General features: G+C 60.2%; 18 protein-coding genes. 10 read left to right on the top strand and 8 right to left on the bottom strand.

All coding sequences use genetic code 11. From position 1 onward, the window contains the following. The 4 genes from O2597_RS13750 to O2597_RS13735 are packed head-to-tail and all read left to right on the top strand — an operon-like array spanning position 1 to position 6,960. Positions 1-765, top strand: coding sequence for an ABC transporter permease (locus O2597_RS13750; RefSeq protein ID WP_269525793.1), 765 nt, complete (start codon positions 1-3; stop codon positions 763-765). After that, complete coding sequence (locus O2597_RS13745) at positions 765-2,246, top strand: GldG family protein (protein WP_269525791.1); 1,482 nt, start codon at positions 765-767, stop codon at positions 2,244-2,246. Before O2597_RS13750 ends, O2597_RS13745 begins: the two co-directional genes overlap by 1 nt. Positions 2,247-2,250: 4 nt before the next feature. Next, on the top strand, positions 2,251-4,230 hold the full coding sequence (locus O2597_RS13740; protein ID WP_269525789.1) for a DUF4340 domain-containing protein: 1,980 nt from the start codon (positions 2,251-2,253) through the stop codon (positions 4,228-4,230). A gap of 12 nt (positions 4,231-4,242) precedes the next feature. Further along, entirely contained in the window at positions 4,243-6,960 is a 2,718-nt protein-coding gene (locus O2597_RS13735) for an AsmA-like C-terminal region-containing protein (protein WP_269525787.1), read from the top strand. A gap of 33 nt (positions 6,961-6,993) precedes the next feature. On the opposite strand, the gene O2597_RS13730 is transcribed toward O2597_RS13735, so the two are convergent. The 4 genes from O2597_RS13730 to O2597_RS13715 all read right to left on the bottom strand — a co-directional run bounded on the left by O2597_RS13730 (position 6,994) and on the right by O2597_RS13715 (position 11,855). After that, positions 6,994-7,968 (bottom strand): NAD(P)/FAD-dependent oxidoreductase, encoded by a 975-nt coding sequence (locus tag O2597_RS13730; protein WP_269525786.1) that lies wholly within the window; start codon positions 7,966-7,968, stop codon positions 6,994-6,996. A 3-nt stretch (positions 7,969-7,971) separates the two neighbouring features. Then, positions 7,972-8,862: a TIGR01777 family oxidoreductase gene (locus O2597_RS13725; RefSeq protein ID WP_269525784.1), complete on the bottom strand. Its 891-nt coding sequence runs from the start codon at positions 8,860-8,862 to the stop codon at positions 7,972-7,974. 863 nt (positions 8,863-9,725) lie between these two features. After that, on the bottom strand, positions 9,726-11,156 hold the full coding sequence (locus tag O2597_RS13720) for a cryptochrome/photolyase family protein (RefSeq protein WP_269525782.1): 1,431 nt from the start codon (positions 11,154-11,156) through the stop codon (positions 9,726-9,728). A gap of 534 nt (positions 11,157-11,690) precedes the next feature. Further along, a complete protein-coding gene (locus tag O2597_RS13715) occupies positions 11,691-11,855 on the bottom strand; it encodes a hypothetical protein (RefSeq protein ID WP_269525780.1) in 165 nt (54 codons plus the stop codon). A 231-nt stretch (positions 11,856-12,086) separates the two neighbouring features. On the opposite strand from O2597_RS13715, the gene O2597_RS13710 reads away from it, so the two are divergent. After that, complete coding sequence (locus tag O2597_RS13710) at positions 12,087-12,845, top strand: Nif3-like dinuclear metal center hexameric protein (protein WP_269525778.1); 759 nt, start codon at positions 12,087-12,089, stop codon at positions 12,843-12,845. A gap of 53 nt (positions 12,846-12,898) precedes the next feature. Continuing rightward, positions 12,899-13,336: a type II 3-dehydroquinate dehydratase gene (aroQ, locus tag O2597_RS13705; protein ID WP_269525776.1), complete on the top strand. Its 438-nt coding sequence runs from the start codon at positions 12,899-12,901 to the stop codon at positions 13,334-13,336. A 12-nt stretch (positions 13,337-13,348) separates the two neighbouring features. On the opposite strand, the gene ilvD is transcribed toward aroQ, so the two are convergent. From ilvD to O2597_RS13685, 4 genes are all read right to left on the bottom strand, one after another. Continuing rightward, entirely contained in the window at positions 13,349-15,193 is a 1,845-nt protein-coding gene (gene ilvD, locus O2597_RS13700; protein ID WP_269525774.1) for a dihydroxy-acid dehydratase, read from the bottom strand. 411 nt (positions 15,194-15,604) lie between these two features. After that, positions 15,605-16,297 carry a potassium channel family protein gene (locus O2597_RS13695; RefSeq protein ID WP_269525773.1) on the bottom strand — a complete coding sequence of 231 codons (693 nt, stop codon included), beginning with the start codon at positions 16,295-16,297 and terminating at the stop codon, positions 15,605-15,607. A gap of 2 nt (positions 16,298-16,299) precedes the next feature. Then, positions 16,300-18,042: a TrkH family potassium uptake protein gene (locus O2597_RS13690; RefSeq protein WP_269525771.1), complete on the bottom strand. Its 1,743-nt coding sequence runs from the start codon at positions 18,040-18,042 to the stop codon at positions 16,300-16,302. Between the two features lie 87 nt (positions 18,043-18,129). Continuing rightward, complete coding sequence (locus tag O2597_RS13685; protein WP_269525769.1) at positions 18,130-20,655, bottom strand: DEAD/DEAH box helicase; 2,526 nt, start codon at positions 20,653-20,655, stop codon at positions 18,130-18,132. Between the two features lie 120 nt (positions 20,656-20,775). Here O2597_RS13685 and O2597_RS13680 point away from each other — a divergent pair, with 120 nt between their 5' ends. Genes O2597_RS13680 through O2597_RS13665 form a run of 4 tightly spaced genes read left to right on the top strand, consistent with a single transcriptional unit; the run spans position 20,776 to position 24,121 of the window. After that, positions 20,776-21,648: an SMP-30/gluconolactonase/LRE family protein gene (locus tag O2597_RS13680; RefSeq protein ID WP_269525767.1), complete on the top strand. Its 873-nt coding sequence runs from the start codon at positions 20,776-20,778 to the stop codon at positions 21,646-21,648. A gap of 24 nt (positions 21,649-21,672) precedes the next feature. Beyond that, a complete protein-coding gene (locus O2597_RS13675; protein ID WP_269525765.1) occupies positions 21,673-22,350 on the top strand; it encodes a response regulator transcription factor in 678 nt (225 codons plus the stop codon). After that, complete coding sequence (locus O2597_RS13670; RefSeq protein WP_269525763.1) at positions 22,347-23,765, top strand: ATP-binding protein; 1,419 nt, start codon at positions 22,347-22,349, stop codon at positions 23,763-23,765. The genes O2597_RS13675 and O2597_RS13670 overlap by 4 nt, the downstream gene beginning before the upstream one ends. Further along, positions 23,762-24,121 (top strand): hypothetical protein, encoded by a 360-nt coding sequence (locus O2597_RS13665; protein WP_269525761.1) that lies wholly within the window; start codon positions 23,762-23,764, stop codon positions 24,119-24,121. Before O2597_RS13670 ends, O2597_RS13665 begins: the two co-directional genes overlap by 4 nt. Positions 24,122-24,339 lie beyond the last annotated feature (218 nt).

Raw genomic sequence — 24,339 nt, 5'->3', positions numbered from 1 at the left:
ATGCGTTCCTATTTTATACTGCTAAAGCACGAGCTCAGGATGCTGCTGATCAATCCCGCGACCTACATCGCGGCCGTCCTCTTCCTCTGCCTCATGGGCGTGATCTACTGGACCATCCTCCGCGGCATGGTCAACGCCCCCGAGGAGGAACTGCCCGCAATCCAGTTCTTCAAAAGCTTCTGGCTGCCGGTCTTCTTCGTCGTTCCGCTCCTGACCATGCACAGCTTGGCAGGCGAACGGAATGCCGGCACCCTCGACAGCCTGATGACGACCCCGACCTCACGCTCGGCCATCATTCTCAGCAAATTCACCGGAGCCTACCTCTTCTATATGCTGCTTTGGTGCGCCACCCTGGGCTTTCCTTTCCTCACCAGCACCTTTTTCCCGAACTCCGTAGAGCGTGAAGTGCTCCTCGACCCCGCCCCCATCATCGGCAGCCTGCTCTTCATCGCAACCAGCGGCATCCTCTTCATCGCCATCGGCATCTTCGCCAGCAGCATCACCCGTAGCCAGCTGGTCGCCGGCATGTTGAGCTTTACCTCGCTCTTCATGGTCATCGTCGGGGGACAACTCCTCTTCTATTTCTATGGCAGCGGCGAACAACTCGCAGACTGGTTGGAAACGATCCTGAACTACCTGCAGACCTTCAAGCACCTCGATGACTTCGCCAGCGGCGTCGTCGACACCCGTCCCTTTTTCTATTACACCAGCCTCGGATGCCTCCTGCTCGGCCTCTCCACGCTCGTAATCGAAGCTAAAGCCTAATGTCGAACAGCCGCTTCAACGATTTTCGCACCGCACGCCAGTTCCGGGCCCTCAACCGGATCCTGCAAATCATGCTGAGTATCAGCCTGATTATCGCACTCAATTACCTGGCCGCGCGCTATTTCACACGCTTCGACCTCACCCAGTCGGGCAATTACAGCCTCGCACCGGAATCCAAGGCCTACATCCGGGCCCTCAGCCAGCCGGTGGAGATCATCATCACGATCCCGCAAGATCCGGATGTCCAGGAACTGAGGCAAATCCACCGCCACCTCGACAAGTTACTCAGGGCCTACGATGCGGAAGGCCGCATACAGGGCAGGCAAATGGTACGGGTCGAGTACGTCGACATCTACAAACAGCGCCAACGGGCCCAGGAACTCTCCAATCAGTATAACCTGACCCAGGAAAACATTATCCTGATCGCCAACGGCACCCGCAGCCGCGAAATCCGGCAGGCCGACCTCTACAAAGTCGTCGACGGCGAAATCGCCGGCTTCCAGGGAGAAAAGGCCATCACCTCCGCCATACTCGAAGTGGATACGGAAAAGACCGACAAGCTCTACTTCCTCGTCGGCCACGGCGAGATGCGACTGGACGATGTGGACCCGCTCCGCGGCCTCTCCCAACTCGAAAGCTTCCTGCGTGAGCGCAATTATACCCTCGCCACTCTTGACCTTTCGGTCGACGAGAAAGTCCCGGAAGATGCCGACCTAATTGTCATCCCTTCCCCGCAAGCCAGCCTCCTGCCGGAAGAAGTCGAAAAGCTGCGCCGCTACATGACCGAGCGCAACGGCCGCATGATTGTCCTGATCGATCCGGGCCGCCGCCATGGCATGGACGAGCTCTTCTATGACTGGGGGGTGCTGGCGGACGACATGGCCGTCGTCGACACGGGCCCCGACTTCAGGGCCCAGGGGGGTGACATTATCATCCGCCGTTTTGCCGAACACCCGATCACCGAACTGCTGGTCAGCTACCAGATCACCGCGCTGTTCGGCCTGCCCCGCCCGGTCCGGACCGATCCGCTCTCCGTGAATGACCAGCGCCTGGAAGTCACACAGCTGATCGGGACCTCCGAAGCAAGCTGGGCCGAACGCGACTACCGCAGCCAGAACCCGGTCGTGTATGATGCCGGACGCGACCTGCGCGGGCCCATCAGTATCGCCACGGTGTCCACCCGCAGCACCGGTTCCGGCCTCGGGATCAATATTCCCGGTGGCCGTCTTGCGGTCTTCGGCAATTCCGACTTCATTGCCAACAACCGCCTGCGCACCTTCGGCAACCGCACCCTCTTTTTCAACACCTTGAACTGGACACTCGACCGGATCAACCTCCTCAACATCCAGACACGGCCACTGGAAAGCTATCAGATCGTGATGAGCAAGAACGACCAGAAGAACCTGCTCCTCTACTTTGCCATCCTCCCGGTTGCCACCGGTATCTTCGGGCTCTTTATTTACCTCCTCCGCCGCCGCTAAGCCGATGCGTTTCAAATTCACCATCTTTCTCCTCGCCCTGAATCTGATCACCTTCGGGCTGATCTATTACCTGAGCCACCAGAGCAGGCAAATCGACGCCCGCATGGGAGGCCTGTCCGGACAAATCGGGCGCGAGATCGTCGATGCGGACCGGATCGAGCTGCGAGGGAAGGAGTTGGGCAACCCGCGGGTCCTCGAACGGGATGGTGCCAACTGGACCATTACGCAACCGCTCCAATGGCCGGCCAACTACTTCGCCATCAACCGGATCCTGAACCAGCTGCAATTCATCGAGGAGGAAGCCTCTTTTTCGGTCGAGGAGATCCGCAATGCCGGACAAAGTCTCGGCGACTATGGACTGGATAACCCGGCCCTGCACCTGATCATCGCCGAGGGAGAGGAATCCATCGACCTGGCCATCGGCACCACCACCGAAATCGGCAACAACGTCTATCTGCTCGGCCCCAAAAAAGAAAACATCTTCGTCGTCAGTCGTGCCATCATTGACAGCCTGATCATCGACCTGTCCGACCTGCGCACCCGTCAAATCTTCAGTATCCCGGTCTTCGAAGTGGATGCCCTCAGCCTGCAGATGAACGCCTCGGGCGCATCCGGCAACGGCGAACTGAAAGTCCGTCTAGCACGGACCAACAACGGATGGCTGTTCGAGTCCCCCTTGACAGCCGAAGCCGACCCGACCCTGGTGACCAACACCATCAACCAACTGACCGCCGCAAAAGTGGTCCGCTTCCCCGAAGGACGCGACCCTGTCCTGCAAGGTCTCGAAACCCCGGCCATGCGTGTGACGCTCAACGGGAACAAACGCCGGCAAACCCTGCTGATCGGCAACCTGGATCCCAATGCCACGGGCGAGCCCAGCTACTTTGCTAAGCTGGAGGACAACCCCACCGTCTTTACCGTCGAGGCCAAGGCCTTCGACGAACTACGCGAGGCCCAGGAAGCCCTGCGCGAACGCAACTTCATGAATTTCGATCCGGACGCCCTGAACGCGATCAACATCACCGAGAGCGGCCGGGAGATCCGCCTGCAGCGCCTGGAAACCGGAGAAGACTGGCAGGTCATCCAAAGCAGCGAAGGCGGCAATATCCAACCCTACCGCGCCGACCCCGAAGTCGTCGATTCCCTGATCGACAACTTGAAAAACCTCCGCGCCAGCAGCTTCATCGCGGACGCGCCGGCTCCGGCCGACCTCGCACGATACGGCTTCAACAACCCGCGACGTATCGTGAAACTCTCCCTCGACAACGCCCCGCCGATCACGCTGCAACTCTCGCATCCGGACGATGAGAATGAGCTCCTCTATGCCCGCAACACGCAGGCCGACTTCATCTATGCCGTCGAACGCCGGCCCACCTGGCGCATGCTCCCGCTCAACGCGCTCGACTACCGCAGCCGCACCCTCGAGACCCTCCCGGAAGCCGCCCGCATCCGCAACCTGAAGCTGGAGCGCATCAGCGACGGCGAGGTCCTCTTCGACCTCCAGTTACCGGAGGGTAGCATTTGGGGCACGCTCTTGGCCGAACAAGACGAAAAGGAAGCGGAAGCCATCCAAACACTGCTCAATGCCGTCCGCAAGATGGTGGTCAAGGCCTACCTCAAGGAGAATTATGCCGATAGCTATGTGCTCGACCCCGACACCTCGCTGCCCTGGCTCTACCGTTTGAGCGCGGAAATCGTGCTGCCGGGCGACGGGACCGACCGGATCGACACCCGCACCTATGTCTTTACCAAGCGGCAGTCGGGCACGCAGCAGGTCTGCGGTTCCAAGCAACTCGACAGCATCTTCCAACTGCCGCAGCCATTGATCGACGCACTCTATGTCTTCATCGAGGACATGCCGCTCCCGCCGGAAGCGAAGGAAACCGACGTCCCCACACCTTCAGTACTGGAACCAGTCCCCGAACCGGCCAAAGCCGACGAGATCCCAGCGGAGGCGGAGACGAAGGAAGCCCCCGAAGCCTAAGCCAATCGAGCCATGTCGAAACGCCGGAAACTCAAATGGGCAGGCCTGCTTGAGCTGCTCTTTGACTCCGGCCTGCTTGTGCTGTTCGTGGCTCAGGCGTTTATCGCGGGCTGCCTCCTTACCTACGGCTACATCCCGCTACCCAAGGAAAAGCTGAACCGGGAAGTCTCGGGCAAATTGCCGCCCGGCCTGCGGGTCGAGGCCGACAGCTACCGGCTGAACATGAGCGGCAAGATCGAACTGGCCGGCTTGAAGATACTCTCCGAAGACAGTTCGCTACCCTTATTCGAAAGCGATGGCATCGTGGTCGATATCGCGCTCGGCGAAGGCCATATGCTAAAGCCGGAGTTGGTGGATATATCGATCGCAAACGGCACCTTGTACCTGCCGGCAGTCTACTCGCCAGACGGAAAACGCATCACCGCGCTGGAGCGGATCTCCATGCGTATCAGCAGATCTGATACAAACTACGTGATTGAGAACATCGCCGCCATGCATGAGAATGTGCGGCTGCGCGGTTCCATCGAATGGCCCAGCGACCGAATCCCCCAAAAGGCCGTAACCGGGCCCGGTCAACCGAAAGGCCACGCGCTCCGCAGCTTTTACAAATTCATCGCCCGCGCCGCGCTCGCGAAAGACCAGTTGGACTTCCTCACACGACCGACGGTGGCCTTTCAGTTGCGCCCCGGCGAGGACGGTGCGGTCCAGGCACTCGTCAACGTATCCAGCCGGAAGCTGGAGCACGCCCGCACCGTCGGCGAGGACCTTCGCATTCGCACCGAGCTCAGCATCAGCGAGGACAACATCCTCAGCCAGACCCAGATCAAGGTCTTTGCCCGCACCCTGCAGCTGCCGGACTACCAAACGGAAATCCACGGCCTGACCGCATACCTGAGGCAGGAGGCATGGGAATCTTTCCGGCAGGGCCTCATCCCGGAATTCTCCCTCGCGGCGGAAGACTTGGTCGCCTACGGCATCCCCATTGAATCGCCTGTCGTCTCGGTCGACCTCAAGGCCTTCCCCTTGGTGAAACTCGAAGGCACGACACGCGGACTCAAGGGCGCGGCCAAAGTGCGGGCCGACATCAACCTGCTGGAGCAGAGCGGAACGATCCAAGCCGATGGCAGTCTCGACCTGCTGCCTCTCCTGCCCGACAAGATACGTACCGCCTTGCCCTCCATCCGGATCGACCGGAAACCGGACTACCAGCTCCGGGTCAACCTGGCCTCCGGCTGGAGTCTGGAGCGCGCACAATTGAAGGCCCGGGTCAACGCGATCCGGGTCGCCGAGCTCGCCTTCGATTACATCGGAGCCGAGCTCTCACTCGAGGACGGCCAGATCCAACTCGACCACACCTACCTTAGGCGAGGACGGCAATGGCTCGACCTCGGCGTCGGGTTCAACCTCGACAGCAAGGACTATGGCATCTCGCTCGTCGGCTTCGGCAACCCAAAGGATTACAGCCCGATCCTGCCCCGATGGTGGAAAGCCATCTTCCGGGACTTCGAATTCAGCCGGCAAAGCGCCGGGATCGGCGATTTTATCATTTACGGCAACGGACAGAATAAGGTCGCCGATTTGTACTATGGATCCGCGGTGGCGAGTTCGGTCACTTTTCGCGATGTCTTGCTGGAGGAAGGCAGCCTGGTCGTCCGCGGACGGGGCCGCTATGCCGAAGTACACGACCTGGATGTGCGCAACAAGGGGGGCTGGATCAAAGGGGATGTCACCTTTACCTCCAGGGCCGATGCGATACGCGCCCCCGTTTCAGTCCGGCTGGACTTAGATGCCAAAATCGCACTGGAAGATGCGGCCAAGCTATTCGGGGGGAACATCTCGGGCTTGATCCGGGAATTTGAAAGCGAGACCTCGCCACGGGCCACGCTGAATGCCGCCATCTTCAACACCTCCGCCTATCCGGCCTACGCCGGACGCAGCTATTTCGACCTGGCGGTCTCTAGCCCCCAACCGATCCGCTTCAAGGACGTACCGTTCGACCGTCTGGCCCTCGACGTCCACGGTCGCGACGACATGGTTCACCTGCGCAATGTCGAGTTCGGCTATGCCGATGGCAACGGAACCGCCGAGGCGGACATTCTGCTCGCCGATAAAGCGAAACCGGAGCTTCGCTTTGTCTTCAATCTGGAAGATGCCGACGAAACGCAGGCCATCCGGGACCTCCCCCAACTCAAAGGTGTCGAAAGCTCGCTGGATACGATGAAAGGCGAGAACATCGACCGGAATCAGCGCGAAAAAACCCGCCTCAACCTCGATCTGCATGCCAGGGGCCCGCTCGATGACTTGTACCAATACGACGGATTCGGCTCCTTCACCATACAGGGCGACCGCATCGGCAACATCGACCTGCTGGGCCCGCTGTCAAGGGCCTTGAACAAGGTGCATCTCAGCTTCACATCCTTCACGCTGGACCGTATGGCCGGCGACTTCCGCTTGAGAAACAATCGCATACGGTTCAATCCCCTGCTGGTGACAGGACCCCGTACCCGGGTCGAAGGCAAAGGTACGGTCCTACTCCCCAAGCAGGAACTGGACATGGAGTTAAGCGTATCCCTGTTCAGCAATTTCGGGCGCCCCGACACCACGATCGGTAAGATTAGCGACCGACTCAACCCTCTCCCCACACTGCTCAAGTTTGAACTGACCGGCACGATTCAGGACCAGCAACTTCGTTCCGTCTACGACCCCCGGAATCTCATCCCCGGGCTCTGATCCCGGTCTTGTATCCCGTTTTCCACGGAGGCTTCAACGTGACTTCCTGACCAGCATCCGTCCGGCCTCAATGCCCGACTTGGCCGCACCGCCAATCGAACCGGGCCCGAAACCATCGCCGGCCACAGTCAGCCCGTTCAAGGCATCCCGGAAGAACGGCCCCTCGGCCGGATTCAGGGGATAGGCATAGCCCCAGCGGTGGCAGGCAAAGTCCACCACGGAAGCTTTCAGCAATGCCCGGGCTGCCTCAACCAGTAGCGAACCGCACAACTCATCCGGGGAGTCCCAGTGCAAGTCGGCAAAGCGGGTGTCGGCATGGACCGTCACACTGGGCACCTCCGGCGAGATCCCCTTGACTTGGTTGTCTGAAATCCATGCAAGCGGGAATTGCTCAACCTTACGGGCACCGGGTGCCGGCAGCTCGCTGGGCCCGTCCAGAATCAACAGCGCGGAAAGCCCCCGCGCATAGCGGACCTCCTGCAGCGCCTTCCACTCCGCACCGGTCATTTTGAGACCAGATCCCTTCAACAAAGCCAATGTTTGAGGCAGCGGTGCGGTCAGGACCAGTTCAGCGGCCTGGTACGCATTGCCACTTTCCGTCTGTGCCCGCCATACACCCGCTTCATGCTTCAAGCCGGTCACATTTTCAGAGCAATGCACCTCCAGCCCCTCGGCCAAGGCCTTCGGAACATCCGTCATGCCATGCACACCACAATAGCGCGGATGCCCGTCTTTCAACTTGCCGTCCGCTGAATTCCGGAACCACTCCTTGATCAGTCCGGCTTCCAGCCAGGCATCCACATACTTCTGGATGGCCGACTCCCGGAGCGTCAAAAACTGGGCCCCATAGTCCAGTCGCGCACCGGACATGCGCCGGGTCGCCATTCGGCCGCCCACGCCACGCCCTTTGTCCAGGACGCAAACGCTGCGCCCTGCCTGCTTCAATTCCGTGGCGCAAAGCAAGCCGGAGATGCCCGCCCCCACAACCAAAACATCCGATGTTTTCATATGCTATCTGTCAGTGTCATTCAGTTCAGCCTCTAGTGCAGACTGAAGTGAGGGACTTTTCCACTCAAAACCGACAGATTGAAGTTTTGCGGGTTTGAGCCGGAGATCCGCAAGCACCGTCTCCGCCGCCATTTCCCCAAACAGGGCTTTGACCATGAAGCCCGGTACAGGCAAAGCGCTGGGACGCCCCAAGACCCCCGCCAACACTTCCGCAAAGCGTTGATTGCTCACCGGCTCCGGGGAAACCGCATTCAGCGGCCCACTTAGGCTGCAGTCTTCGATGGCGAGCAGGTAGATCCGGACCAGGTCCGGCAATCCAATCCAGCTCACCTGCTGCCGCCCCGATCCGACCCGCCCCCCGAGACCGGCCTTGAAGGCTGGCAGCATCTTCGCCAAGGCGCCCCCTTTGGCGCTCAAAACCATCCCGGTCCGGACCTGTACCGTCCTCACCCCGGCATCCGCCAGCCCTTGAGACGCACCCTCCCACTGCCGGCACACCTCGGCCAGAAATCCGTCGCCGGACGCAGCCGACTCATCTAATTCCCCTTGGCGTACCGCCCCGTAGTAGTTGGAGCCCGACGCCTGGACCAGGGCCGGTCGTCCCTCCGACTCCAGTATGGCGTCCACCAACAATTGGGTACTCTTCACCCGGCTCTCCAGGATCCGGCCCTTGACCACACGGGTCCACCGTTGGGCCACCGCTTCACCCGCCAGATGTACCACCACATCCACGCCGTCCAGCGCCCCGGCTTCCAATTGCCCCGCTTCCACATCCCAGAGCACATCCCCCTTCGAACGCGACAGTGTCCGCACCCGGTGCCCGCGGGCACGCAAGGCCTCACAAAGGGCGGAGCCCACCAGGCCACTCGCCCCCGAAACCAGTATTGTTTGCACCGAGTCCTTCATCCGGAATGACACCTCTGCCTAATACATCCCCCAAAGGCCCGAAAAGCTTACAGCATCCGCTTCGCGTATCCCGCCCCAACACCCACAAGCGTTGTACAGGTTCAGGTGATAGGTAACACTTCAGGTCTCAGGTTTCCCAACAGGCCTTCGTGGACGCGCGGAAGCGCATCCCTCCAGTTTTTCACGCAAGCTAATCATTGATGCCTCACCTCAATGGAGGGACGCGCTTCTGCGCGTCCGCCGCAGGGTTGTAAGCCTCATATTGCAGCTTCACTCAACGGGAGATGGAGGAGAGTCGATATCAGCCCCCCATCCTTAGGCCTCTCGGACGGATAAGGATTGTCCGTCCCTACCTCCCCAACAGCATGCAGCCCTGCAAGCATCACAACCCTAGCGAGTTGTAAGCAATCATTCTGCCACAAATCATTCTGCCGCCCCCATCACCATTGTAAGCATCATTCGACCTTCACCGGCGTGGTAACCCATTCACGTACATTCACGTACATTCACGTACATTAACGGTTCTCAAAAAGCAGCGTTGCCAGCCCCTCAAACCCCACACCGTTGTAAGCATCATTCTGCCCCTTCATCTACCGCCTCAGCAGACAGTCGATAGCAGCCACCAATCCTTAGCCCTCTCGGACGGATAGGGATATCCGTCCCTACCTACCCAAAAGTATGCGGTGTTGTAAGCATTCGTGCACATCCGTGTGCATTCGTGGTTTCACAACACAGCGCTGCGAGCAGTTCAACGGCGTTGTAAGCCATTCACGTACATTAACGTACACGCTAGTCCCGCGTAGTGTACGAAGCGGGATTAACGGTTCTCAAAAAGCAGCGTTGCCAGCCACTCATGCCTTGAACTGCTCGAAGGCTTTGAGCGCCTGATCGCGGCCCGCGCTGTGCTCGATCACAGGCAGCGGGTAGTTCTCCCCCAGCTCGAGTCCCGCATGCTCCAGAATGCCCTCAGGCGCTTCCCAGGGCGCATGGATGTATTTGGCTGGCAACTTTTTCAATTCCGGCACGAAACGTTTCACATAATCGCCGTCGGGATCGAATTTCCGCCCCTGGAGAACCGGATTGAAGACCCGGAAATAAGGGGCGGCATCCGCACCGCAGCCGCCGCTCCATTGCCAACCAAGGGTATTGCTGGCCAGATCCGCATCCACCAGGGTGTCCCAGAACCATCGGGCACCGGTCCGCCAGTCCTGCAAAAGGTGCTTCACCAGCAGGGACGCGACAATCATACGCACACGGTTGTGCATCCAGCCCGTCTTCCAGAGCTGCCGCATGCCGGCATCCACGATCGGATAGCCAGTCCGGCCTTTCTGCCAGGCCTGCATCAGCCCCGCGTCCTTCTGCCAGGGAAAGTCCTCGTACTGGGCCTGCAAGGGATGATCCGGTGTATCCGGAAAATGATACAAAACGTAGTAGGCAAATTCACGCCAGTAGAGTTCTTTCAGGTAGACCTGCGGCCCCTCCGCCTTCAGGTCGGCGGATTGCCGCAAGTGATGCGCGATCTGCCGCGGACCGATCAGGCCCCATGCGAGATAAGGGGAAAGGCAGGAAGTCCCGTCGTGGTCCGGCCGGTCGCGGTCCTCGCTGTACTGTGCGACCGTCGTACCGAGGAACCGCGTCAGCCGGCGCATCGCCGCCGCATCGCTCACCTCCCAGTGCGGTTCGAAGCTGCGGTACCATCGTACCTTCGGCAAAAGTTCAAAGCGATCCAGGGCCACCGTCTGCGGCCATTGTTCGGGAAAATGCAACGCTTCCAGCGCCGGCTCGACCGGCGGCTCCGGCTTGCGGTCCTTCACCGATTTCCAGAAGGGAGTGTAGACCTTGTAGGGGCGCCCCTCTTTCGTACTCACCGTGTGCGGCTCCACCAAAAGACTGCTGTTGAAACGCTTCACCTCGACCCCGCCGGCGTGCAGGGCGCGCTGGATCGCGGCATCCACCTCCCGAAGCGGTGCTTCATAACGCCGGTTCCAGTAGACACGCACCGCTCCCGTCTTCCGGATCAACCCCTGCAAGCACTCCAGGGAGTCTCCCGCCAGAAGGATCAACTTGCCCCCCCGTGCCTTCAAGTCCTCCCCCAGGTGCTTCAAGGCCTGATGCAGCCACCATTTCGAAGCGCCTCCCGGCGCCCAGGCCCCGGCTTCCTCCGGCGCCCAGATAAAGACAGGAATCACCGGACCACCGGCCTCGATCGCCTGTGCCAGAGCGGCGTTGTCGCTCAGGCGCAGGTCCTTGCGAAACCAGACAAGGGTAGGTGCTTCAGGCATATCTATGAGATCAGTCCTGCACCCCTTTCCTTACAAAGCAGCGATGACTTTCTTACGGAATAAGGAATGATCCGGATGCGACAAGGTCGGCTGGCTCCATAGCATCGGACGTCACGCCGATGACCGCTCCAATCAACATCGCACGGTGGCGTGTGAGGACACACGCCCCTACCCAATAGAAAACGCCTCCTCCCTGGCCCGGCGAAGTCTGAGACGAAGACGGGTGCATGCAGGGAAGGCCTGTCACGGCGTATCGGAGAGAAGCCGGATGGCTGCCCTTGACGCAGACGGAGAGGTCCAAACTTTCAGGTCTCAGCCCTCAGCCCCCCAGCGTTGTAAGAAAAATCATTCTGCCTAACATCATTCTGCCTACCCAACACGGTTCTAAGCACCATTCTGCCCCTGTATCTACCGCCTAAACAGACAGTCAAGATCAGCCACCCATCCTTAGACCTCTCGGACGGATAGGGATATCCGTCCCCACGTCCCCAAAAGTATGCGGTGTTGTAAGCCATTCACGTACATTAACGTACATTAACGGTCCTCAAAAGGCAGCGTTGCCAGCCCTTCAAACGTCCCTACCTCCCCAATCAGAATGCGGTGTTGTAAGCATTCGTGCACATCCGTGTCCATGGTCCGGTCTTCCGCAAAGCGGAATCCGGTCATGTCGTCGCTATGCTCCCCGGAACGTGGTTTCACAACACAGCGCTGCGAGCAGTTCACCGGTGTTATAAGCTATTCACATACACGCTAGTCCCGCGTAGTGTACGAAGCGGGATTCACGGTCCTCAAAAAGCAGCGTTGTGAGCCCCTCAAACCACTACGCCGATGACCAAGCCAACAACGGCACCCCGGAATCCCCGTCCCCCCCGCTCCAAGCCAGTTGATTTCACGCTTCACCTTTAGGTCTTCTACCGGCACTCTGGCCAAATGGCTCTCCTCTCTGAAATTGTCGCCTATTGTGATACGCGCGTGCGTCGTACTGAAGTGAAGGACTTCGACGGCGCCTACAACGGCCTCCAGGTCGAGAACAACGGAACCGTCACCAAGATCGGCGCGTCGGTCGACGCCGGGCAGCGGCCCTTTGAGAAAGCGGTCGCAGCCGGGGTCGATTTCCTGATCTGCCACCATGGGCTCTTCTGGACGAAGCCAATCCCGCTCACCGGCACCGACTACGCCAAAGTCAAAACCTGCTTCGACGGCAACCTTGCGGTCTACGGATCCCACCTGCCATTGGACTGCCATCCGGAAATCGGCAACAACGCCCTCCTCGCGAAAGCCCTCGGCCTGAAGCAATGCGGGAGCTTCCTGCCCTACGAAGGCAATGATATCGCGGTCATCGCCGAGGGCCCTTTCGGCGGACGCAACGAACTTTCAGCCGGCCTGCAGGCACTCTTTCCCAAAACCTACGGCGCCATCGAATATGGCAGCGAGCAACCCGGCAAGGTCGCGATCCTGACCGGCAGCGGACAAAGCGCGGTTCCCTACCTGAAGGCCATGGGCATCGACACCCTGATCACCGGCGAGCTGCGCCAACACCATTTCAACATGGCCCAGGAACTCGGGCTGAACCTCTACCCATGCGGGCACTACGCAACCGAGGTATTCGGGGTCAAGGCCCTCGCCGCCGAAGTCGCAGCCGAGTTCGGTCTGGAGTGGACCTTTATCGAGGAACCGTGCCTGCTCTAATTGTTTGCCAGCCGGCACGAAATCCTATCTCTTAAGCCGCAACTTTCTTAGCCATGAAACGCATCGTCATCATCAACGGCCCGAACCTTGACCGCTTGGGACTCAGGGAGCCCGGCATTTACGGGGACCAGACCCTGACCGATCTGGAGAACCTGCTGACCGAGGAAGCCGAGGCGCTGGGCGTACAGGTCGACTTCTACCAGTCGAACCACGAAGGCTTCATCATCGATGAGATCAATAATGTCTATGCGGACGGCGAGGTCTTCGGTCTGATCATCAACCCCGGTGCGCTGACCCACACCAGCTTGGCCCTGCGCGACTGCATCGCCGGCAGCGACCTCCCGGTCGTCGAGGTGCACATCAGCAATATCTACAAGCGGGAAAAGATCCGCCAGCACTCCATGACCGCGGAAGTCTGCATCGGCGTGATTTCCGGCCTGGGCTTTGACGGCTATCTGGCGGCCCTCCGCTACCTGGCCAAAATCGACTAGGTCCGCTTCGGGTTAAACTTCGTCGAGCTTGGACAAGTCGCGAACGGCTCCCTGGTCCGCACTGGTCGCGAGCATGGCGTAGCTCTTCAAGGCGTAGGACACCTCGCGCTCGCGCTGCGCCGGCTTCCAACCCTGCGCCTCACGCACGGCACGGCGTTGCGCCATGGTATCCGCGTCGACCTTGATCTCGATACTGCGTGCCGGGATATCGATGTGGATCAAATCGCCATCCTCAATCAGCCCGATATTCCCGCCACTGGCAGCTTCGGGTGATACGTGACCGATCGACAAGCCGGACGTCCCGCCGGAGAAGCGGCCGTCGGTGATGAGCGCGCATTGCTTGCCCAGCCCCTTTGACTTGAGGTAAGAAGTCGGGTAGAGCATCTCCTGCATGCCCGGGCCGCCCTTCGGACCTTCATAGCGGATGATCACGACGTCACCGGCCTGCACCTGGTCCTTGAGGATACCCGTTACGGCATCATCCTGGCTCTCAAACACACGGGCCGGACCTTCGAATGTAAGAATCTCCTTGTCGACGCCGGCGGTCTTCACGATGCAGCCGTTCTCAGCCAAATTGCCAAAGAGCACGGCAAGGCCGCCGTCCAGGCTGTAAGCATGTTCCAAGTCACGGATGCAGCCTTCCGCACGGTCGGTATCCGCGTCCGGCCAACGGCAATCCTGGCTGAAAGCTTCGGTCGTGCGAATTCCTGCCGGACCCGCACGGTAAAACTCGATCGCCGCAGCATTCGCAGGGTTCGTCACGTCCCATTCCGCCAGCACTTCAGCCAAGGTGCCACCAGCCACATGATTTACGTCCGCATGGATCAGACCCGCCTTATTCAGTTCGCCCAGAATACCCAGTACGCCACCGGCACGATGCACGTCTTCCATGTGGTACTTGTTGGTCGAAGGCGCCACCTTGCAAAGATGCGGCACCTTGCGGGACAAGCGATCGATGTCCGCCATGGTGAAATCGACACCGCCTTCGCGCGCGATCGCCAGCAGGTGCAAAACCGTGTTGGTTGAGCCTCCCATTGCAATATCCAGCGTCATGGCGTTTTCAAAGGCCGGGAAGTTGGCGATGCTCCGCGGCAGGGCCGAGGCATCGTCCTGCTTGTAGAAGCGGTGGCAGAGCTCGACGATGCGCTTCCCTGCATTTTCAAAGAGCACCTTGCGATCGGTATGTGTCGCCAGCATCGAGCCGTTGCCGGGCTGGGCCAGGCCGAGGGCCTCCGCCAGGCAGTTCATCGAGTTGGCCGTGAACATTCCGGAACAGGAACCGCAAGTCGGGCATGCGGAACGCTCCACCTGCTCCGTCTGCTCGTCCGAGACATTGGGATCGGCCGCCTGCACCATCGCATCCACCAGGTCCAGTTTGACCTCCCCCCCCGCCAACTTGGTCTTGCCGGCCTCCATTGGGCCACCGGATACGAAGATCACGGGAATGTTCAGACGCATCGCCGCCATCATCATGCCGGGCGTGATTTTGTCGCAATTGGAAATGCAGACCATAGCATCCGCACAGTGCGCGTTGACCATGTACTCGACCGAGTCGGCGATCAGTTCGCGGGAGGGCAGCGAATACAGCATCCCGCCGTGGCCCATGGCGATGCCGTCGTCCACCGCGATGGTGTTGAACTCCTTGGCCACACCACCGGCAGCTTCGATGCTGGACGCGACCAGCTGCCCGAGATCCTTCAGGTGTACGTGTCCGGGCACGAATTGGGTGAAGGAATTCACCACCGCGATGATCGGTTTCCCGAAATCGCCGTCTTTCATACCGGTGGCGCGCCAAAGCGCACGCGCACCGGCCATGTTTCTACCTGCTGTGGTTGTTGCGGAACGTAGTCTAGCCATTGTCTGTCTCTCTCAAAATTAATTTATCTGGTCGGAAATCCCACCAAGACCCGAAGCAGAAAACCGGAAACGGGGGACCCTTTCTTCAATACCTCTGAGCTTTCAGGCGAAAGAACAAACTCAAAAATTTACGGGATCATGGTCAATTTGCGGGAAGGTTGGTATTCGACATCGATTATCGTGCGCCTGAACCCCTCCACCGCTTCGACAAGGCTCAGTGCAGGCCGCATTGCGGTCCCCCTCCCCTGCACGCAGGGGAGGAGCTGGGATGAGCTCGATCGACACAATGGTCTTATAAAGTAAAAGCTCCTCCTCTCAACGAGGGGAGGCCTGTCACGGCGTATCGGAGAGAAGCCGGATGGCTCCGCACCGCGAAGACGGAGGGGTTTCGGAACCTAAGGTACCGGCGGCCTACTTCACTTCCTTGGAAAAATGCTCGATCGCCTGTTCCTCACCGAAGAGGATCAGCCGGTCGTCTTTGTGGAAGACGGTGTCCGGAGTCGGCACCCCCTGCGTGACCAGGTTGTCATCCCCCTCCTTCGCCTCGCCCACATCCTCCGTCCGCGGGCGCTTGTAGGTGATGAGATTCAGCTCGTAACGCCCGCGCAGCTCGAGCTCGGCCAGGTTTTTGCCGATAAAGGACTCCGGCAGGGGAAATTCGACCAGGGCATGATGGTCACCCAGGCTGAAATGGCGCACCGCACGGGCGATTCCCATCCGCTTCGCCAGTTGCCGGGCCGCCACCGCTTCCGGACGGATCTTCTCCTGCACCTGCATCAGGTCCAACAGGCGCTCATGCACGTCATTGATCACCCGGCACAAAATCGATTTCACCTTCGCCTTCTGCAGGTGCGCCACGATCATCAGGGACGCTTCGAAACCTTCCCCGATCGCCACCACCACGGTATCGAGATCCTTCAACCCGAGCTTTTGCAGCACGCGCAGGTCGGTCGCGTCCGCCTCAAGGGCGTAGTCGACCTTGTCCTTGATCGCCTCGACCGGCTCGGGGCTGTTGTCGATGGCGATCACCTCGTGGCCCTCGCGTTGGAGCTCCACGGCGAGCGTGCTGCCGAATTGGCCGAGTCCGATAATACAGAATTTCATAGCTATCCGATGATAACGCGATCCGGGGGGAGTCGCATAGGTGTATAGGAACGCGAGCGGAAAATCGCCAGCGTAAAGGTCATGATGCCGATCCGGCCGACAAACATGGTCAAAATGATCAGCCACTTGCTGGGCTCGGACAGGCTGGAAGTGATGCCTCGTGAAAGCCCCACCGTACCGAAGGCACTGAAGACCTCGAAGAAGGTATCCATCACGTCCAGTTGCGGCTCGATCCAGAGGATCAGGAACCAGACGATGAAGGCCCAGAAGAGCCCGAGGATCAGCGCTGCGTAGGCATGGTCCAGCAGTTCCTGAGGCAGGCGGCGACGAAACACCTCCAAGTCACGGCGGTTCCGCATCAGGCGGCTCACATTCAGCCAGGCCACCGCAAAAGTCGTGGTCTTGATCCCGCCGGCCATCCCCCCGGGACTGCCCCCGATAAACATGAGAAAGACCATCACAAGGACGGCCGCAGGAGCCAAATGCCCGAGATCGGTGATATTGAAACCCGCGGTCCGGGCGGTAACCGAGTTAAAAATCGCCACGTCCAGACGGCGCCAGAAGCCCTCTCCGGCCATGCTCTGATCGGTCAGGTACATCGCGAGGCTGCCCCCCGCCAGCAGGAGGCCGGTCGTCACCAGAACCAGTCGGGTGTGCGTGGTCAAGCCCCGCGCCGACACGCGCGGACGCCGGAGGACCCGGCGCCCCCCGTGCAGAGCCAGGTCTCTCAGCACGGGGAAGCCCAGACCGCCCATAATGATCAGGACGATGATGACCCAATGCGTGGAGGTGGATTGAGCGGTCAGCGGATCGGCAAGATTTGACGAAAAGGTGGAAAATCCGGCATTACAAAATGCCGAGACGGAGTGGAACAGCGCGTCAAACCAGAGCAGGCTGTCCTGCCCCCAGCACAGGTACAGCAGGCCGGCTCCGACCGCCTCCACCGCAAATGTGGTAACCAGGATGATGCCGAGCAAGGAACCCAGACTGGAAATCCGGTCCTCGCTCATGAGCTCGCTCAGCTGCACCCGGTTCCGCACGCTTAAGCCCTCCCCCGCCAGCACCGCGAGGAAATAGGTCAAGGTCATGATTCCCAAGCCGCCGACCTGAAACAAGACCAGCAGAATCGCCTGTCCCGTCCGGGTAAATTCGGTCGCCGTATCGACCACGATTAAGCCCGTCACACAGACCGCACTGGTAGAAGTGAAGAGCGCATCCAGCCAGGACAACTCACGCCCCGGCTGCGTCGCATTCGGCAACTGCAGCAGGCACATCCCGACGAGGATGAGCAGAAGGAAGGTCACGATCAGTAGCATCCCCGGGCTCATCCGCACAAAGACCCTTCGCTCCAGCATGGGCAAGGCATGCAGGAGCACGCCGGCGAGAATGAAGATCTGCGAGAAGCTGGCAAAGACCAGCACGATCCGGGAGATCAGCTGCGGGGGAAAATCCTCCTCGAACCAGCCGGGCAGGTAGGGCTCGAGAAAAAGCGCGGCCAGTGCGAGCAGCACCATGACCAAGGACGCCCGGTGCTTCAGGAAATACTGCTTGCGGTAGGGCCCCAGCGCCCACTGCCCCAGCACGCAACAGGCAAAGGCCGCCAGGAGGCCGCGCATCGCTTGCACCAGCCACTCGTTCTGATCCGGCGATAAGGGCCAGCCGATTTCCCAGACCAACAGGGCCAAGCCGCAGACCCCCACAACGAAGAGCAAGAGATCGGCTAATTTCTGGGCGAATCGACGCATGTATCCGTGAGCCTGTGACATTAAGAACCGGGCAACAATTCAGAAATTTCAGACTTTGTAAACGAGCGAAGCCGTAGCGCAGGCATCCTAAGCATCCAGAAGTTTGGCCAATTCCTCGATGTCTCCGAAGTGCTCCAACAGGTCGCTGGCACCGCCGAGACTGCCCAGTGTATTTTCGAACAGTTCACGCTTCTCCTTCTTCAAATGCTGAATCCGTTCCTCAATCGTCCCCTGTGTAATCATCCGGTAGACAAAGACACGGTGTCGCTGCCCGATCCGGTGCACCCGGTCGACCGCCTGGTTCTCCACCGCCGGATTCCACCAGGGATCCAAGAGGAAGACATAGTCCGCCGCGTGCAGGGTAATCCCGGTGCCGCCGGCCCGCAGACTGACAAGGATCACCGCAGGCCCTTCGTTCTCTTGGAATTCGCGCACCGGCTTCGCCCGGTCCTTCGTCTCCCCCGTCAGTTCCATCACCGACAGTTTGGGGAATTCCCGACGGATTAGGGGCTTCAGGCGCTTCAGTAGCTTCACGAATTGGCTGAAGATCACGACCTTGCGCGTCCCCTTGCCTTCCAGTGCTTCCTCCAGGTGGGTCAGCAAGGCCTGGATCTTGCCGCTCTGATCAAGCTCGGCATCGACATCGGGAATCAATCCGGGGTCGCAGCATACCTGCCGCAAACGGGTCAGCAGCGAGAAGAAATGCATGCTCTGGTGCTTCATGGCGGCCTGCAGATCCTGCCCCAGCTCTTCCTTCCCCCTCGCCAGCAAGGATTCATAGGCTTGCCGCTGGATATCCGTAATCGGGCAAATCAGGTCCATTTCGACCTTGTCCGGGAGGTCCGTGCCGACGCTATCCTTTTCCCGACGCAGGACGAAGGGCGCGATCTGGCTGCGGAGCCGCTCCTCGAAAGCCCCCCGCAGCTCCGCGTCGCGGTGCTCGGCCATGTCTTCGAAACGACGGCGCGAACCCAGCAATCCGGGCATGAGGAAGCGGAAGATCGTCCACAGGTCCAGCATACGGTTTTCCAGGGGCGTCCCCGTCAGGGCGATCCGGCATTGCGCACGGATCGCGCAACAAGCATGCGTCACCTTGGCATCCGGATTTTTGATCTGCTGGGCCTCATCCAGCACGGCGTAGCCAAATTCGGCGTCATCCAGCAGATGCTTGTGCCGCCGCAACTGCGTGTAGCTGGCGATCCAAAGCTTCGGCTTGCGAAAGAGATCCGGCTGTTCGAAGGATTCGCGGCTGCTTAGGACCGCGGTCTCCAAATCCGGATACCAGTGGGCGGCTTCACTCTGCCAGACCGGCACCACACTGGCGGGACACACGATCAGGCTGTTCTGCCCCGTCACCGGGAAACGCGAGAGCAGGGTCAGGACCTGCAAGGTCTTGCCCAACCCCATCTCGTCCGCCAGCAAACCATGGCAATCGTGCTCCCGCAGGTTGGCCATCCAACGCACCCCGTGCGCCTGGTAGGGCCTCAAAAAGTCCGGCAACCGCTTCTGCTCCGGCGCATCCTCGGCCCGCTGCCCCAGCGAATCACGCCACTCCTTCAGTTCGCCCTTCAGGTCGAGTTCGGCCCCGCGGTCGCCAAAGAGTGAAAAGACCATGTAACGCGGCCAGGTCTGCGCTTCGACCGAACCATTGGCCGCCGCCACCCGCCAGTCCGCCAAAGCGCCCGACTGCTCCTCCGCGATCCGTACCAGGCCCAGCCCCCGGATCACATGCGTGCCCCGCCCCGCACGGGCCAGACGCTCGGCGTCTTCCGGGTCCAACCAGCGGTCCCCCAGACGGAAACGCCAGTTCAGCCGCATATTGGCGCCACCCGCCGACTGCGCTTCTCCGATGATCGAGACCGCACGCACGCCTTCCGCCATATGACGGGCCTCAAGGTCCAACTCAACCGGGCCAAAGCGCTGCTCCCAGCGCGGGCGTGCATGGCTAAAAAAGGGAGGGATCCGCTCGACATCCGACAGCAGGAAATCATGCGATCCGGGCCGGAAAACAAATCCGGACTCCTTGGCCATCCCCGTCAGCCGGACCAGCAGCTCCCGCTCCGCACTGGGCAGACGGCCCGCGTCCTCCCGGAAGGCAGTCTCCCGCGTGCCGTCCAAATGCAACCACTGGGCCGTCAATCGCAGCCCCGCACGCACGCCCTCCACCTTGAGACGGAACTTCCGGGCCGGGCGCTCCGGCGCCGGCTTCGGCTCCTTCCGCTGCGGCCGGGACTCCGCCTCCGGTCGCGGCTTCTTTTTCGGCTCATAGGGCAGCGGCTCGATTTCGTCGGCAATCAGTTCCTCGATTTCGTACAGACCTGCCACCGCGACCGCACGTCCGGTCGCCTGGTCGTCCGTCGATGCCCGCACCTGCGGTCGCCCGTCCACCCACTCGATCACCGAGTAGCAGGTATCCTTCCGGGCGAAAGTACAGTGTACAATCGCATCCTTTTCCGACAATTCGAGACCGGAAATCTTGCCCTCCCGGTACAATTCACGTCCCAGGTCCAGATCCGCTTCCGCGAAGTAGGACTCCCAACCAGCCATGACATTCGAGAACCAAATCTCGAGTGCGAACGGGTTGTAGACACGACTGGAAGCACGGGTTGCCATGAGACACTAAGAACCTGATATGCTAGCTTTTCTGAAAAGCCCTCCGCAAGGACATTCGGCAGCATTTCATTCAACGACATCCGATTGACTCGCACGTGCCGACACGCCATGCATGGTGCAATGACTGACATCTCGATCCAAACCATCGGTAAATTCGTATCAATATGGGGCGAAGGCCCGATTTGGTGGGGCGATTCCTTGCTCTACGTCGACATCAACGGGCACAAACTCGTGAAGCTGAACCCGGACAGCGGCGAGGAACAGGTCTGGGACATGGGCGAACGTATCGGTACCGTCGTCCCAACCGAAGGTGAAGATTTCATGTATGCGGGCGACACCGGGTTCGTGCGCTTCAATCCGGCCACGGGTGCCAAGCAAAACCTGGGCGATCCGGAAGCGGCCCTCCGCGAAAGCAATCGCTTCAATGACGGCAAGTGCGATCCCGCCGGTCGCTTCTGGGCGGGCACGATCAGCCTCGTCAGGGAGACCGGCACGGCCAATCTCTACTGCCTCGATACCGACGGCAGCCTTGAGCTGAAAGTCCCGGATGTGACCAACTCCAACGGTATCTGCTGGAGCGCGGACAGCAAGACGATGTACTATATCGACACCCCCACCCTCCAGGTGCGGGCCTACGACTTTGACCAGGAAAGCGGTGCTATCTCCAATGCGCGGGTGGCCGTCGACACTCAGGCCGCCGGATATGAAAGTGTCCCCGACGGCATGACGATCGATGCCGAAGACAAGCTCTGGATCGCCTTCTGCCACGGCGCCTGCGTCGTACGCTTCGACCCCGATTCCGGCGAAATTCTCCGGCACATCGACCTGCCCTGCCTCGAAACCACCGCCTGCGCCTTCGGTGGCCCGGAGCTGGATCGTCTCTTCGTCACGACCGGCATCCATAAGACCATCGAAGAAGCGGATGCCGGCAAGGTCTTTGTCATCGACGGCCTAGGCGTGAAAGGCGTGCCGGCCTTTGCCTACAAGGGCTGATGTTCGCATCCGCTTTCGAATCACATGCGCATACTTGTAGTTGAGGATTCCGAAAACCTGAGGAACGACTTGGCTAAGGCCATGCGGCACAGCGGGCATGCGGTCGATCTGGCTGAAGACGGCGAGACCGGACTCTGGATGGCGCGGGAAGCGGTCCATGACGTGATCGTCCTCGACATCATGCTCCCCGGCATGGACGGCCTCACGGTGCTTTCGACAATCCGGCAGGAAGGGATTGCCACCCCGGTGCTGCTGCTGACTGCGCGCAATACGGTCGACGACCGCGTCAGCGGCCTGCGCAGCGGGGCGGACGACTACCTGGGCAAACCCTTCGCGCTGGAGGAATTCCTGGCGCGAACCGAAGCCCTCGGACGACGGGCACGCGGTCGGAGCGAAACCGTGCTGACCGCCGGCGACCTCGTGCTCGACACCAATGCGAAGACCGCCTCCCGGAACGCCTGCGATTTGGAACTGACCGCCCGCGAATACGCACTCCTCGAGCTACTGATGATGGCTGCGGGCAAGGTCTTTTCGCGCGCCGGGATCGAAGAGCACCTCTACGACGAGAGCGGCATGCGCATGAGCAATGTCGTCGACTCCACTGTCTACCACCTGCGGCGCAAACTCGGAACCGACGGCAGCCGGATTATCGTGACCCGGCGGGGCGAAGGCTATCAGTTCTGTGAGCCAACAATCTCATGAAATCCATTCGCCGCACGATCATGCTCTGGGCCCTTCCGGGGCTCGCCTGCCTCTGGATCGGTGGCGGGATTGCGGTCGTCGTCACCACGCGCGCGGCGATGCTGGCAGAAATTGATCGCGACAATATCGCGCTCAGCCGTGAAGTGCGAATGCTCAGCCGCGGACGTGGTGCTGGTATGGGATACGAAAGTACCAAAACATCCAACGAACTGCCCCAAAATCCACAGGTTTACTATCAGGTCTGGAACCGAGAGGGTGTCGTGACTCTGAAGTCCCCTTCACTCGGGGCACTCGACTTACCATTACTGGAAGTCGCCAACCACTCGCCCGTGACGGTCACCACGAAAATCGATGACACAATCGAGGTCCGGCTTTCTCTCATGCGTTTCGCAGCGGGCCCAAACGCCAACCATCGCCAAGTGGCAGCAGGCGGCCAGTCGGCCGTGATTGCAGTCGGGCGTAACTTGACCGAGTTCCGTAGCCGGTTGATGCGTGTCAGCGCTATCGTAGTCGCAACCGGCCTGGCAGGGATCGGACTGACCGCACTCCTTTTGGCCATCGCCCTGCGCAGGGGGCTCCATCCCTTGAAAGCACTCGGAGCAAAGGCCGCCGGTATCGATGCGGGTTCATTGAACGCACGCTTCAGCAGCGACCAGCCGGTACCGAAAGAACTCGAACCCATTGTGGACCGGCTCGACTCGCTGATGGAGCGGCTGGAGGCCGGCTTCGCACATGAACGCCGCTTCAGTGCGGATCTCGCACATGAACTTCGCTCCCCCCTCGCAGAACTCCGCCTGAAAACGGACTTGGCGATCCGCTGGCCGGAAGAACGCACGGAGGCGATGTTCGGACAGATCGGCGAAGTCGTGGGACGCCTGGAACGGGTGGTCGAGACCCTGCTTCAACTCGCCCGAGTCGAAAATGGCCGCAACCGCTTCGAAAGTGAACCGATCGCTCTGGCACCGCTCATCGAAGACAGTTGGCAGAAGCTGGGCGGCATTGTCTCCCAACGCGGCTTGACGAGCACATTCACATGGCCGTCCGGACAAACCATCGAAGGCGATGCCTCTCTCTGGCGTCACATCATCGACAACCTCCTCACCAATGCCGCGCTCTATGCACAAGCGGCCGGTGAGGTGCGCGTGGAATGTATGCAAGATGGCCTGCGGATCAGCAATCCGGTCGAGAACGTTGATCCCACATCAGTCGTCAATCTCTTCGAGCGTTTCTGGCGGGCCGAAGGGGCCCGCAGCGATACCCGCCACTGCGGACTGGGCCTTTCGCTGGTCCGTGCCTGCGCCGAAGCGATGGGCTACAGCGCGACCGCCGAGATGGACCGGGACGCAAGCGGACGCGACTGGCTGCATATTTCGATCCGGCACGACGCGAAGCCGGAGGTTGAGGCAACAAAATGAAAAAAGAGACCGCAACGCCGCGCGGTCATCATTGTGTCATCTTCAATTTGGTAAGTTTACGACGCCAAAAAGGAAAAGGCACAAACGATCAACCAAGGAGAATGACCATGAAAACCATCAAAACACTTGCACTAATCGCTTCCTTATTCGCACTGAGCTCAGCCGGTGTCTTCGCCGGCCAGGGCCAAGGCAACGGAGACTGCACACGCGACAGGCAGCAGAAGCAACTGCGTGACGGCAGCGGTCCAAACTGCACCAACGGCGGCCAATGTAATAAACAAGGCCAAAGTCAGAAGAAAGGCCAGGGCAACGGCCAACAGCAAGGACAAGGCAACGGCTCGAAGAAGGCCCAGTAATACCCCGTCTGGTGGATGCCGCCCTGACAGCCTGGACCAGCCTGCTGATCCGGGCTTTTTCATGTCCCGGATACCGGCTAGAAGCGCTCCGCACGAGTACGCAAAGCTAGCTGAATTCCGAATGTCCACTATCATCGTGTAACACGGGCAGCTACAAAATGCTAAACCAGCCGACGACGAATCCGGCATTGACTCAAAAGCTCAAGGGGTCTGACTCC

The organism is Coraliomargarita parva, from assembly GCF_027257905.1.
GTDB classification, from domain to species: Bacteria; Verrucomicrobiota; Verrucomicrobiia; order Opitutales; family Coraliomargaritaceae; genus Coraliomargarita_A; species Coraliomargarita_A parva.
This window is presented reverse-complemented; position numbering and strand designations above follow the sequence as displayed.